General features: G+C 61.9%; 11 protein-coding genes. 7 read left to right on the top strand and 4 right to left on the bottom strand.

Going from position 1 to position 13,445, the window contains the following annotated elements:
* The 4 genes from pnp to B7Y49_RS14020 all read left to right on the top strand — a co-directional run.
* Positions 1–2,353 (top strand): polyribonucleotide nucleotidyltransferase (pnp, locus tag B7Y49_RS14035; protein ID WP_374128228.1); only part of this gene is annotated, 2,353 nt, incomplete at its 5' end.
* Between the two features lie 164 nt (positions 2,354–2,517).
* Positions 2,518–3,585, top strand: a complete 1,068-nt coding sequence (locus tag B7Y49_RS14030) for a shikimate dehydrogenase (RefSeq protein WP_374128227.1) — start codon at positions 2,518–2,520, stop codon at positions 3,583–3,585.
* A gap of 35 nt (positions 3,586–3,620) precedes the next feature.
* The gene (locus B7Y49_RS14025; RefSeq protein ID WP_374128226.1) at positions 3,621–4,034 is read left to right on the top strand and encodes a hypothetical protein; all 414 of its coding nucleotides are present in this window, start codon (positions 3,621–3,623) and stop codon (positions 4,032–4,034) included.
* 101 nt (positions 4,035–4,135) lie between these two features.
* A complete protein-coding gene (locus B7Y49_RS14020; protein WP_374128225.1) occupies positions 4,136–5,323 on the top strand; it encodes an MFS transporter in 1,188 nt (395 codons plus the stop codon).
* A gap of 9 nt (positions 5,324–5,332) precedes the next feature.
* Here B7Y49_RS14020 and B7Y49_RS14015 read toward each other — a convergent pair whose 3' ends face one another.
* Positions 5,333–5,635 carry a hypothetical protein gene (locus B7Y49_RS14015; protein ID WP_374128224.1) on the bottom strand — a complete coding sequence of 101 codons (303 nt, stop codon included), beginning with the start codon at positions 5,633–5,635 and terminating at the stop codon, positions 5,333–5,335.
* Here B7Y49_RS14015 and B7Y49_RS14010 point away from each other — a divergent pair.
* Entirely contained in the window at positions 5,625–5,792 is a 168-nt protein-coding gene (locus B7Y49_RS14010; RefSeq protein WP_374128223.1) for a hypothetical protein, read from the top strand. The genes B7Y49_RS14015 and B7Y49_RS14010 overlap by 11 nt on opposite strands.
* 125 nt (positions 5,793–5,917) lie before the next feature.
* A complete protein-coding gene (locus tag B7Y49_RS14005; protein ID WP_374128222.1) occupies positions 5,918–7,405 on the top strand; it encodes a PQQ-dependent sugar dehydrogenase in 1,488 nt (495 codons plus the stop codon).
* A 42-nt stretch (positions 7,406–7,447) separates the two neighbouring features.
* Here B7Y49_RS14005 and B7Y49_RS14000 read toward each other — a convergent pair whose 3' ends face one another.
* The 3 genes from B7Y49_RS14000 to B7Y49_RS13990 all read right to left on the bottom strand — a co-directional run bounded on the left by B7Y49_RS14000 (position 7,448) and on the right by B7Y49_RS13990 (position 12,020).
* Positions 7,448–8,770 (bottom strand): ABC1 kinase family protein, encoded by a 1,323-nt coding sequence (locus B7Y49_RS14000; RefSeq protein WP_374128221.1) that lies wholly within the window; start codon positions 8,768–8,770, stop codon positions 7,448–7,450.
* Between the two features lie 127 nt (positions 8,771–8,897).
* Entirely contained in the window at positions 8,898–10,277 is a 1,380-nt protein-coding gene (locus B7Y49_RS13995) for a DUF1501 domain-containing protein (protein ID WP_374128220.1), read from the bottom strand.
* Positions 10,278–10,289: 12 nt separating this feature from the next.
* Positions 10,290–12,020 carry a DUF1800 family protein gene (locus tag B7Y49_RS13990; RefSeq protein ID WP_374128219.1) on the bottom strand — a complete coding sequence of 577 codons (1,731 nt, stop codon included), beginning with the start codon at positions 12,018–12,020 and terminating at the stop codon, positions 10,290–10,292.
* 179 nt (positions 12,021–12,199) lie between these two features.
* Here B7Y49_RS13990 and B7Y49_RS13985 point away from each other — a divergent pair, with 179 nt between their 5' ends.
* Complete coding sequence (locus B7Y49_RS13985; RefSeq protein ID WP_374128218.1) at positions 12,200–13,345, top strand: serine hydrolase domain-containing protein; 1,146 nt, start codon at positions 12,200–12,202, stop codon at positions 13,343–13,345.
* Positions 13,346–13,445 lie beyond the last annotated feature (100 nt).

Genomic DNA, 13,445 nt, shown 5'->3' with positions numbered 1-13,445 from the left:
TACGAAAACTGCAAGCATCCAGTGGGGCGGCAAGACCCTCACGCTGGAAACGGGCCGTGTTGCCCGCCAGGCCGACGGCGCCGTGATGGCGACGCTCGGCGAAACCGTCGTCCTCTGCGCGGTGACTGCCGCGAAATCAGTGAAGGAGGGCCAGGATTTCTTCCCGCTGACCGTTCACTATCAGGAAAAATATTCGGCTGCCGGCCGCATCCCCGGTGGCTTCTTCAAGCGTGAGCGCGGCGCGACCGAGAAGGAAACGCTCGTCAGCCGCCTGATCGATCGCCCGATCCGCCCGCTGTTCCCGGAAGGTTTCTACAACGAAATCAACGTGATCTGCCAGGTGCTCAGCTATGATGGCGAAAACGAGCCCGATATCCTCGCGATGGTTGCGGCATCGGCTGCACTCACCATTTCGGGCGTGCCTTTCATGGGCCCGATCGGCGCCGCACGCGTCGGTTATGTCGATGGCGAATACATCCTGAACCCGACGCTCGATCAGGTGAAGAATGGCGATCTCGACCTCGTGGTCGCCGCCACTGGTGCCGCCGTGATGATGGTCGAATCCGAAGCCAAGGAATTGTCGGAAGACGTGATGCTCGGCGCGGTGCAGTTCGCACACGCCGCGTGCCGCGAAGCCGCCAATGCGATCATCGATCTGGCTGAGCAAGCTGCCAAGGACCCGTGGGAAATGGCCGAACAGGCTGACCTGTCGGCTGCCAAGGACAAGTTGAAGAAGCTGATCGGCAAGGACATTGCCGCCGCGTACAAGGTGACCGACAAGTCGGCGCGCTCGAACATGCTGAACGAAGCCCGCGCCAAGGCGAAGGCAGCGTTTGCCGATGCCAGCCCGCAGGACCAGATGGCCGCCAACAAGCTGATGAAGAAGCTTGAGGCTGAAATTGTCCGTGGGGCGATCCTAAAGGACGGCCAGCGTATCGACGGTCGCACCACCACCCAGATCCGTCCGATCGAAGCGATGGTGCACTTCCTGCCGCGCGCGCATGGCTCCGCCCTGTTCACGCGCGGCGAAACCCAGTCGATCTGCACGACCACGCTTGGCACCAAGGACGCCGAGCAGATGATCGACGGGCTGACCGGGCTGTCGTACGAGCGTTTCCTGCTGCACTATAACTTCCCGCCCTATTCGGTCGGTGAAGTCGGCCGCTTCGGTGCGCCCGGCCGTCGTGAAGTCGGCCATGGCAAGCTCGCCTGGCGCGCGCTGCACCCTGTGCTGCCGTCGATGGAGGAATTCCCGTACACGATCCGCGTTCTCTCCGACATCACCGAGTCGAACGGCTCGTCGTCAATGGCGACGGTGTGCGGCGGTTCGCTGTCGATGATGGACGCCGGTGTGCCGTTGAAGCGCCCCGTATCGGGCATCGCGATGGGCCTGATCCTGGAAGGCAAGGACTTTGCCGTCCTGTCCGACATCCTCGGCGACGAAGATCATCTCGGCGACATGGATTTCAAGGTTGCGGGCACGTCCGAAGGCATCACCACGATGCAGATGGACATCAAGATCGCCGGCATCACCGAAGAGATCATGCGCAAGGCGCTGGAACAGGCCAAGGAAGGCCGCGCACACATCCTGGGCGAAATGGCGAAGGCACTGGGCGAAGTCCGCGCTGAACTCTCGGCGCACGCACCGCGCATCGAAACGATCTCGATCGACAAGTCGAAGATCCGTGACGTGATCGGCACCGGCGGCAAGGTGATCCGTGAGATCGTCGCCACCACCGGCGCGAAGGTCGACATTGACGACGAAGGCAACATCAAGGTCTCGTCGTCTGATCCGGCCCAGATCACGGCGGCAATCGCCTGGATCAAGGGCATCGTCGAGGAAGCGGAAGTCGGCAAGGTTTATGACGGCAAGGTCGTCAATCTGGTCGATTTCGGCGCGTTCGTGAACTTCATGGGCGGCAAGGACGGCCTGGTTCACGTTTCCGAAATCCGCAACGAACGCACCGAAAAGGTGAGCGACGTGCTGAGCGAAGGCCAGCTCGTGAAGGTAAAGGTTCTCGAGATCGATCCGCGCGGCAAGGTCCGCCTGTCGATGCGCGTCGTCGATCAGGAAACCGGCGCCGAGCTGGAAGATACCCGCCCGCCGCGTGAAGCGCGTGAAGGCGGCGATCGTCCACGTGGTGACCGTGGTCCGCGTCGTGATGGCGATGGTGGTCGTGGCCCGCGCGGTGATGGCGGTGGTCGTGGCGATCGTGGTCCGCGTCGTGACGGCGGTGGACGTGGCGGCGAAGGCCGTGGTGACCGTGGCCCGCGCCCCGAGCGTTCGGGTGGCGGCGATGACGGCCCGGCGCCTGAGTTCGCGCCGGCCTTTCTGACGGGCGATCGCGACTAATTATTTTGTTCGCGAATCGAAATAGGGGGTCCGGGCAACCGGGCCCCTTTTTCGTTGGCGATTAAGAAGGTGTGAAACCCTGAAAAACACGCATGTGAAGCGCTTGCGTGTTCCCGTTGCAACAGGTACCCCTTCGCCCATCACGCACTCTTGGGGGAAGAGTCATGGGCATCTTCAACACGCTTTTCGGTCGTAAACAATCAACGCCTGCGGCGGCAGCTACGGCGCCTGCCGTGCCTGCGGCACCACCGGCACCCGCGCCATTGGCGGCGATCCAGACGATGATCGATTCGGGCCTGATCAGCATTGCCGCCCAGCCGCGCAATAACGCGCTCGACCTTTCCGATCCGTCGATCGAGCGGCTCTATGCCTTTTTGATCGATCATGATTATCCGGGCGGCTCGGCGGCGATGCACAATGCGGTATTCGCGCATTTCGGCCTGCCTTATCGGAGCTGCTTCATGATTGGCGATCCCGCCCGCGTTGGTGAGATTGTGGCCGGGCTGCGGACCTGTTCAATCTATAGCGGCGGCGGTGCGGGTTCGGGCTTCAAGGACAAGATTGCGCCCTCGCTTGACCGGCTTGCCCCTTCGGCTGAGGTGATCGGCAGCGTCAATGTGGTCGCGCGCGAGAATGGCGCGTTCGTGGGCCATAACACCGACGGTATCGGCTTCGTCGCCGGCCTTCTGAACGAATATCCCGGCTGCGTCGCTGGGCAAAAGGTCGTCATCCTGGGCGCAGGCGGCACGGCGCTGCCGATTTCCTATGAACTCGCCAAGGAAAAGCCGAGCGAAGTCGTGATCGTCAATCGCACTGTCGCCAAGGCGCAGGTGATCGCCGATCTGATCGCCCCGCTGACGACTGCCCGTGCGGTAGGCGAAGACGTGCTGGGCGATGAACTGGCGAGCGCCGGTCTGGTCGTCAACACATCGAACAAGGGTGCGCAGCCGAACGAAAAGTTCAGCGCCTTTGCCGCAATGACGGGCGATGTCGACGCCGATCTGGCGCAATCGATGGCCAATCTGGCGCGGCTGCCCAAGGAAGCGATCGTCGCCGACATTCTGCTCGAAGATCTGCCCTTGACGCTGAAGCTGGCGCGGGAGGCGGGCAACCGCACCCATTCCGGCCAGCATATGAACCTGTTCCAGGCAGCGCCCGCCTTCAAGATCCTGACCGGGCTCGACAAGCCCGATCTGGAGTTGCTCGATATCATGCGCAAGGCGATTGGATGACACGGGCCGCTGCGGCTGATTCAGGACAGGCGCACGTGATCCCCCCGCTGGAAATGCCGCGTGACGAGATGGCATTTCGTCGCCAATATGAGCCTATGTTGCTCGCGCGGACACTGACCACGGTGTTCAGGCCCGGTAACCGGCTATGGCCCAATTGGCGTGGCTATCAACCCGGAGAGATCGTGACGGCACGGGTGATCGACAAGCCAGGGTCTGATGCGCGTGGCATTGCACCGCAATTTACTGCGGCGCGTATCCCGATCGAAATCGTCGACATCAAGGTCATTAGAGCCGCAGCCCTGGCGGCGGCTGACTTTTGTGGATCATCGCCCGATGTGCACGATGCCGAATCGTTGCGTGTTCACTTGGCCGAGATTTACGAACAATCATTATCGGCGTTTGATGATGTCGTGACTCGTATCAAGTTCGCCTATCTGGACCCGGCGTGATTTCGCTTCCTGCTGCTGCAGCACCCTTCGCTGATAGCCCCGTGACTGCACCTGCCAGACGCCGGGGCCGCTGGTGGGTTGCCGCGCTCTTGTTCAGCGCGATGGTATTCAATTATTTCGACCGCCAGATGCTGGCGGTGCTGAAACCCAGCCTGTCCGCCGAGCTGCAATGGGGCGAGATGGACTATGCCAACATGGTCTTCTGGTTTCAGGCGGCCTACGCCACCAGCTATCTGATGTTTGGCGCGATCGTCGACCGGGTCGGTGGGCGGATCGGCCTCGCGGTCGCGTTCCTGATCTGGTCGGTCGCGCAAATGGCGCACGGCGTCGCGCGCACGGCCACTGAGTTCATGATGGCACGCGCGCTGCTCGGATTGGGTGAAGGCGGCGGCTATCCCGCAGGCCTCGCCACGATCAGCGAATGGTTCGACAAGCAGGAACGCGCCTTTGCGATCGGGCTTTTCAATGCCGGTGTGAATGTCGGCGCGATCATTACGCCGCTGATCGTGCCGATCATCGTCGAGGCCTATGGCTGGCGGGGAGCCTTCATCGCTACGGGCTCTGCCAGCCTGATCTGGCTGGCTGTGTGGCTGATCTTCTATCGTCGCCCAAAGGATGCGCGGTCCACTGCTGCCTTGCCCGCCGAGGAAAAGATGGTCGCCGTCCCCTGGGGCAAAATTCTCCGCACGCGGGAAGCATGGGCTTTTGCGGTCGGCAAGCTGCTGATCGATCCGGTATTCTGGATGTTCCTGTTCTGGCTGCCCGATTTTCTGCACAAGAACCACGGTCTGAACCTGAAGACCTTCGGCATTCCGCTGGCGATCATCTATATCATGTCAGACGCAGGCAGCATTCTGGGGGGATATGCCTCGTCTGCCCAGATCAAACGCGGCGCATCAGTGAATGCGGCGCGCAAGCGGACGATGTTGGTTTGTGCGTTACTAGCGCTGCCGGTAATCTTTGCGGTCAACGTGTCGAGCCTGTGGGTCGCCGTCGGCATTATCGGGCTGGCGGGGGCAGCGCATCAGGGCTTTTCAGTGAACCTGTTCACGCTGCCGTCCGATCTGTTCCCCAAGCGCGCGATGGGCCGAGTAATTGGCATGGGTGGCGCGATGGGTGCGATCGGCGGGATGGCGATGTCGCAATATGCAGGCGCCGTGCTTGCCACAGTGGGCAATTATACCCCGATTTTCGCGGTGGCCGGCTGCACCTATCTGGTCGCGCTGGGCCTGATCCAATTGCTGACACCGCGCCTGACGCCGGTGGATGAGGCACTGCTGGCCGATTGAGGGCAGACGTTACCCGCGAAAAGCCTCCACCAGCCCCACCACATCGATCTGCGCCTTCAGCCTTGCCGCCAGCAGCGCGGTGCCGCTGATCTTGCGCTGGGCGAACAGCATTTCGATTGGTGGCATGTGCGAGGACGCGCGATCCTGGCCGATTTCCATCCCCTGATCGCGCAGGACGTTGACGAAGGCGCGGTCACCGAAATCGAAAGTGCCGGGACGGTTCATTTCCCCGATGATGACGTCGATCAGGAAACCGGCGCCGAGCTGGAAGACAACCGCCCAGCGCGTGAACCGCATGAGGATGGCGATCATCCGCGTGGTGTTCGTGGTCCGCGCCGTCACGGTGATGGCGGCCGTGGCGAAGGACGAGGAGACCGGGGCCCGCGCCCCGAGCGTTCGGCAGACTAGAGCTCGGGCGACCATGCCCTTTTTGTTCGGGGTGTTCCAAAAAATCGTCGTCAAACGGTGAATGTCGGTATATTGAAGTTGACGGGAGATCGTCGTCAATATGATCGGCCAGCCACTTTTTGAAAGACAAGGATGGGCTGGTTTGAGCGGGGTTATTCCATGAAGCTAGGGTTGATCTTTGCGGTCATGCTGACGCTGCTTGCAGGGTGCAGTGGAGGTAATTCCACGCCTCGAGCACAGACCAACCGAGCGCCCGTATTCACGTCATCGGCAACAGTAACCGAGCCCGAGAACAGCAACCGAACAATTTACACCGCCGCCGCCAGCGACGCGGACGGTGATGTTCTGACATATGCGATTTCAGGCGGCGCCGACGCGGCGCGATTCAGCCTTACAAGCACGGGCGCCTTGTCGTTTTCGAGCCCGCCCGATTTTGAAATGCCGACCGATGCGGATCGAAATAACATCTACCTCGTCTCGATCAGCGTCAGCGATGGCCTCGCGATGGCCGTGCTCGATATCACGGTGACGGTGACCAACGGACCCGATGTCCTGCGCCTGCGCCGTGTGGCAACAGGGTTTCGCCAGCCGCTATTCTTGACGGCGATCCCGGACAATTCCGGGCGCGTCCTGGTCGTCGAAAAAACCGGTCTGATCAGGATTCTCAACCCAGCCACCGGTACAATTACCCCGACCCCGTTTCTTGATGTGTCGAGCACTATTTCGACCGATGGCGAGCAAGGGCTATTAGGGCTTGCACTGGCGCCGGATTTTGCGAGCAGTCGGCGATTCTTTGTTTATCTAAACAATCTATCAGGCGATATCGAGGTCAGGCGATTCACCACTTTTGCGGCCGATCTCGATCGCGCCGATCCAGCGACATCAGACACCATCTTGACCATCGGTCATCCGGGCGCTTCCAACCACAATGGCGGATGGATCGACTTCGGCGCGGACGGCAATCTCTATCTCGCCGTTGGCGATGGCGGCGGCGGTGGGGACCCGAACGGCAATGCCCAAAACCCCAATTCGCTGCTCGGCAAGATGCTGCGGATCGATCCGCGTAGCGATCAGTTCCCGGGCGACGCCAATCGCGACTATGCGATTCCTGCTGGCAACCCGTTCGCGACGGCGGGGGGGGCGCCTGAGATCTGGATGCTTGGCCTTAGAAACCCATTCCGAAACAGCTTCGACCGGACCACGGGTAATCTTTATATCGCTGATGTCGGTCAGGCCGTTCTTGAAGAAATCAATCTGGTTCCCGCTGGCGCTTCGGGGTTAAATTTTGGTTGGAACCGGCGTGAGGGAACACAGCCATTTAATGGCGGCTCCAATTCGGCGACCTTCACACCGCCGGTCGCTGAGTACGCTCACGGATCGGGCCCAACCCAAGGAAATTCCATTACCGGCGGCTATGTTTATCGCGGACCAATTACGACGCTAAACGGCCAATATTTCTTTGGCGATTTTGTCAGTAAGAACATATGGACGATTCCTTCAGCGAGTTTTCAGCAAGGGCAAACCTTAGCCTCCAGCACTTTTGTGAATCGTAAGACCGAGCTGACGCCGTCTGTCGGCACGCTTGATCTCATAGCGAGCTTCGGAACGGATCAGCTCAACAATCTCTATATCGTCGATTTTGATGGCGAGATCTATTTGATCGATGCGACTTGATCGTCCCCGACCGATCCCCTCCAACTTGCTGCCTACCCGGCTCTACCGATACTGCTCCACCATACCGCGCACATCGACCTGCGCCTTCAGCCTTGCTGCCAGCAGCGCGGTGCCGCTGATTTTGCGCTGGGCGAACAGCATTTCGATTGGCGGCATGTGCCAAGCAGCGCGATCCTGGCCGATTTCAATGCCCTGATCGCGCAAGACGTTGACGAAGGCGCGGTCGCCGAAATCGAAGGCGCCGGGGCGGTTCATTTCCCCGATGATGACGTCGATCATCCGATCGATCAGCGCCGGATGACGCGCGACGGTCTGTTCGCCGAGAAAACCCGCCGCCACCGCCGCCACACGAACCGCGTCGCGATCCCCGTTCAACCCGGCCGTCAGCAGCCCACGATAACCCGCCGCCGTCGCGGGCGTAACGTCGCGGGTCGCCCCGAAATCGAGCAGCACCAGCTTGCCGGTACCGCGCTGATAGCGGAAATTGGCGAAATTGGGATCGGTCTGCATCAGGCCGAAATCGAAAAGCTCGCGCAGCACCAGCCGGATCAGCGCGGTCATCACCCGGTTGCGTTCGTCCTGCGGCGCATCACCGAGGTTCTCGATCGCAGTCCCTTCGACAAAGCTCATCGCGAGCACTTCACCGCTGGTGAATTCGGCATCGAGCACCGGCACGACGAAATCCGGATCGTCGGCGAGGAGCGCCGCGAAACGCTGCATCTGTTGGCCCTCGCGCGTATAATCGGCCTCTTCGTGCAGCTGGCGTTTGGCTTCCCCGAGCAGCGGCGCGATGTCGATCTCCTTCGGCATCATCCCCGTCATCCGCAAAAGCGTGGCGACATTGTCGACGTCTGAATCGATGCTTGCGCGCACGCCGGGATATTGCACCTTGATGGCGAGCGAGCGCCCGTCATGCGTTTCGGCCTTATGGACCTGCCCGATCGAGGCGGCGGCGATCGGTGTTGCACCGAAGCGCGCGAAGCGGCGTCGCCAGTCCTTGCCCCAATGCTTGGCAAGCACCTGTTGCAGCTGCTGCGGCGGCATGTGGTGGGCACGGTCACGCAACCGGCCGAGGATCGCGCTTAACTCGGGTGGCAGGATGTCGCCGGCGTCCATCGAGATCATCTGACCCAACTTCATCGCCGCCCCGCGCAGATGCGATAATTGTTCGGTCACGCGGGTGATGTTGGCCGGGGTGAGCAACAGGTCGCTCATCTGCGGGCGCTCGCCAGCCGCCAGGCGCCGCGCGCCTTCGGCGACGACACCGCCTGCCACCCCGCCCGCGATCTTGCCGAATACGCCGAGCCGCGACAGCCGCCCGCTGGGGATCACCCTGCCCCGCTCATCATTCCTTTGGTCGCCCACGCGCATTCCCTTTGGCCAAGGCGCGCCGTGCCGACAGGCGTGCATCCCATGGACTAGCTAGGAAGCGCGCACCCCAACCGCAATCGGGCGAAAGCCGATCTTGACAGGTGGATGCAGGGGCAAGCGCTCATACGAAGCCCTGGTTCCAGGTCGACGGGTTGTAGTTGCCGATATTGGGAAGGACGGTCGGCATATCCGTGGCGCTGACCCCGAACCAGTTGGCAAGCGTCGAGGCATATTGATCCACCGCGATCGTCGGCAGCAAGCGCCCCTGCCCGACATCATCGGGCGTGTTATTGCCGATGGCGGGCGGCGTGCCGTAGAAACGGCGCCCGTTCACCGCGCCACCGGTGACGAAATGCATGCTGCCCCAGCCATGATCGGACCCGTCATTGTTCGATTGTAGCGTGCGTCCGAAATCGGAAGCGGTGAAGGTCGTCACCTTGTCGGCCACGCCCAGCGCAACGGTCGTGTCGTAAAAGGCACGGATCGCGTTGGCGACCAGCCCGATCCGCCCGGGATGATCGGTGCCGAGCGAATCGTGCATGTCGAACCCGCCAAGCGACACGAAGAACACCTGTCGCCGCGCGCCGAGTTCCTGCGACACGGAAATCAGCCGCGCAACAATCCGGAGCTGGTCGGCCAAACTGTTGTTGCTGGGAAAAAGCGGGAAATTCCCGACCGGTGCGCCCATCAGGGCGCTGTTGACCTGAGCAAAGGTATCAAGCGCGCGGCGGCTGACCCGGGCATGTTCGTTCGACATCAGGTTGGTGTTACTGCCTGTCATCAGGCTGCGCAGCGTGCTCGCTGCGGTGGTTGATCCGAACAAGCTCGATCCGTTGTTGAGCAGCGCGATCGGACCGTTGGTGCTGACCGAATATTGGATCGCCGTCCGCCCGGTAAGGAACACGGCATTGCCCGATGCATTGATGCACGTCAGCGTAGAAGTGCCGTTACCGCTTTGCAGCAGATCGCCGATCCGCCCGCCCCATCCGGAAATCGCGCCTTCCGGGCTGGTTGCCTGCCAATAGCTCTGCTGATCGTTATGGCTGAACAACTTGGGCGGCAGCCGCACCGAATTGGCGGTGTATTGCGCCTTGGTGGTCGGTTGGACGAGCGTGCCGACATTCAGCACTGCCGCCATCCGACCGGCGTTAAAGATCGGCAGCAGCGGGGCCATCGTCGGCGCAAGCGCATATTGCCGCCCGCCGGCAAGCGCCGTCGATGGGTTCAGCAATGTGGCGGCCAGCGTATCGCGGCCGTGCGCCAGCGCCTGTCGCGCAGCGGCATATTGGTTGTAGCTCGCCTGATCAAAGGGCGGCAGCGTGTTGGCGTAATCATTGCCGCCGAACATGAAAACGCACACCAGCGCCTTGTAATCGGCCGCCGTCGCCGCTGCGGCCTCTCCAATCGCGGCCAGGCTGGTAACAAAGGGGGCAGCTGCCCCAGCGGCACCGAGCGCTGCGGTGCGTTTCAAAAAGGCGCGGCGTGATTGATCGTTGGTCATGGCCCCTGCCCCTTATTTCTGCGTGATATATTCAGGTGACGCGAGCGTCAGCAGGATCGCGGTGTAGACACGGTTGAGCGTCGCATTGGTCGCGGTGGTCGCGATGCTGTCCACCGCCCCCCGGATCGCTGCCACGGTTGCCGCGCTCAACTGCCCGGCGGCGAGGATCAGGTTCACCTCATCGACCAGCGCCTGGCTGTCATTCGCCATCGCGCTGATCTCGGTATAATTGGCGCGCACGTCGCCAACCCCGTTCTGGATCGCGGGCTGCATGTAATTGATGAAGGCGACAACGCTGAGTTCGTTGGTGATCTGGAATTCGGGCGCGAGCAGCCCCGCCGTCGCGATCGCGGTATTGGGTGGCGTATACCCGGGCCTGAAAAAGTTGAACACCGATTGGCTGCGCCCGAAGGATTGCGCCAGCCGCGTGCTCGAACTGCTGGTATCGCCGATCGGCCATAAGCCCCCGGTCGACGTCGCGCCGAATGCCCGCGCCCAATTGGTGAAGCGGATGACGGGTTCGCGCAACTTGCCCGTGCTCGCGGTCGTCAGCACGGCATCGCTGCGCGCTTCGGTATCCAGCAGGATCGCCCGGATGACCGCCGTCAAATCGCCGCGCATGCCCGAGCCGTTATCAGCAAAGACTTGCGCCACCCGACCCACATAAGCGGGCGAGGGATTGCTGGTTACCAGGCGCTGGATCAGCTGCTTCGATACAAAGGGCGGCACATTGGGATGGGCGAAGATCGCATCGAGCGCCAGGCGAACCGCCGCCATCCCTTCGGTACCCGCCGGAATCGTGGTGCCGAGAAAGCTCGACGCCCCGGTTTCGTGCAACCCGGTATTGATCACCAGTGGCCGTCGCAACCGATCGGGCGTCGTGCTGTCGGTCGAATCGAGCACCAACCCGGTGAAGACCCTGGCCAACTGGGTCACATCATCCTGCGTGTAGCTGTCGACCGGGTTGCCATTGGCCATCTGCACCGTGCCATCCATATTGAGCCGGTTGAGGCCAATGGTGAACAGCTGCATCAATTCGCGGGCGTAGTTCTCGTCGGGCATCGCGCCGGTGGTGGTATTGGCGCGGCGATTGTTGATGAAGGTCAGATACGCCCCCATCGCCGCGTTGGTGGTGATGCGTTCCAGCAATGTGCGGTAATTGCCGAAGGCATTGTCGAGCAGCACGTCCAGATAGGCGGCGACCGAGAATTGGCGCCATTGCTGGTTCACCCCGTCAATGCCGACGACAAGTATCTCTGCCAGCGCCATGCCGACGCGCTGACGAAGCTGGCCGGGTTCGCTGATGATCTGCCGCCAGACCGTATTGTCGAAACCATTCTGATTATTGATGTTGGTGGTGACGGAATAACCATTGGCGACCAGCCAATCCCAATGCGCGGTGCGTGGGCGGCTGATCTGTTCGGTGATCCAACCCGAAAAACCCATCGATTGCACCAACGCAATATCGGCCCGGGTTGCACCGAACGTCGCCTGGGCGAGAAAGCGGCTGGCTTGTACTGCGGAGATCGATGCGGGCGTTGGACTTGGCGTGGGCGTAACGATCGCGATCGGTGGTGGGCTGGTGCCGCTGCCGCCACCGCCACTGCACGCCGCGAGCGCGAGCGTTGACGCCATTGTCGGAATCAGCATCGCCCCACCCGGCACGGATTGCGTCGGCTGCGCATGGGGATCGGGATCGGGTAGCCGTGTTTCGTGCGTGGTGGACAGCACCGTATCGGTCATCGCACTCCCCTTTGGTCAGCCGCTGTCGCTGCAACATACGGCCCTTATCGCTGCTAACGCGGCTAGCTGAGCAAACCCTTTGCGGCCAATGCTAACATTGCATTCGGCATGATGCGTCGGACCGCCTATGCTTCGAACGCGACAGGACGAAACCGAGAAGCAAAAAAGGGGTGGTGATCATGCGGGCAGCGCTGTTTCTTGGCTTTGCATCGATGCTGATCATGGCCGCAGCACCAGCGGATGCCCGGCGCTTTGCGCCGCTCGATCTGGCCGTCCGGACCGCGATGACGAAGACTGGCGCGCGTGGCCTCGCCATCACCGTGATTGAGCGCGGCAAGCCGGTTTTCGTGCGAACCTATGGTGCGCGCAACGCCAGCGGTGCGCCGCTCGACCCGAACACGATCATGTACGGCGCATCCATCACCAAGGCGGTATTTGCTTATACGGTGATGCAGCTGGTGGATGAGGAGAAGATCGACCTTGATCGCCCACTGGCGACCTACCTCGCCAAGCCGCTGCCCGATTATGGCAATCTGGATGATTATGGGAATTGGGGCGATCTGGCGGGCGACGATCGCTGGCATCGGATAACCGCGCGGATGGTGCTGACCCACAGCACCGGCTTTGCCAATTTCTCGTTCCTCGAGCCCGACGGCAAGCTGCGGTTCCACTTCGATCCGGGCACGCGCTACGCCTATTCGGGCGAGGGGATGATGCTGCTCCAATTCGTGATCGAAAAGGGGTTGGGCCTCGATCTGAGCGCGGAAATGCAGCGCCGGGTGTTCGATCGGTTCGGGATGACCAACACCAGCCTGAAATGGCGCCCGGATTTTGCGCGCAACCTTGCCGATGGCTGGACCGCGGTTGGCAGCGTGGAGCCGCATGATGAGCGCAGTCTGGTGCGCGCCGCCGGATCAATGGACACGACGATTGCCGATGTGGCGAGGTTTGCCGCCGGATTCATGCGCGGGGACGGGCTCAGCGCCAAGCGTCGGGCCGAAATGATTCGTCCACAGCTGCCGATCACGACACGGTCCCAATTCCCGTCGCTCCAGCCCGAAGCGGCGCCCGCCGATCGTTGGGCCGGGCTCGCCGCCGGGCTGGGTGTGATCACCTTCGCCGGGCCGCAGGGGCCGGGCTTTTTCAAGGGCGGGCATAATGATTCGACCGCCAACACCTGGGTGTGCGTGAAGAATACCTCGCGCTGCGTCGTGATCCTGTCGAACGATGTGCGCGCCGAAAACCAGTTTCCCGCGATCGTCCGCGCCGCGCTGGGCGAAACCGGCGCGCCCTGGGGCTGGGAATATGGGCTGCCTGCCAACTGATGCGGAAAGGTGGGGGGTTCTGTTGCCCGGCCCCCCCGGGCCGCTGGTGTCCGATTCTGTTGCCCGGTTCGGCCCGAACCGCGCTTTCGTCGTACTAACC

Origin of the sequence: Sphingomonas sp. 28-62-11 (assembly GCF_002278865.1) — a bacterium.
GTDB lineage: Bacteria > Pseudomonadota > Alphaproteobacteria > Sphingomonadales > Sphingomonadaceae > Sphingomonas.
Note: the sequence above shows the minus strand (reverse complement) of the source record. Positions and strands in the feature narration are given on the sequence as shown.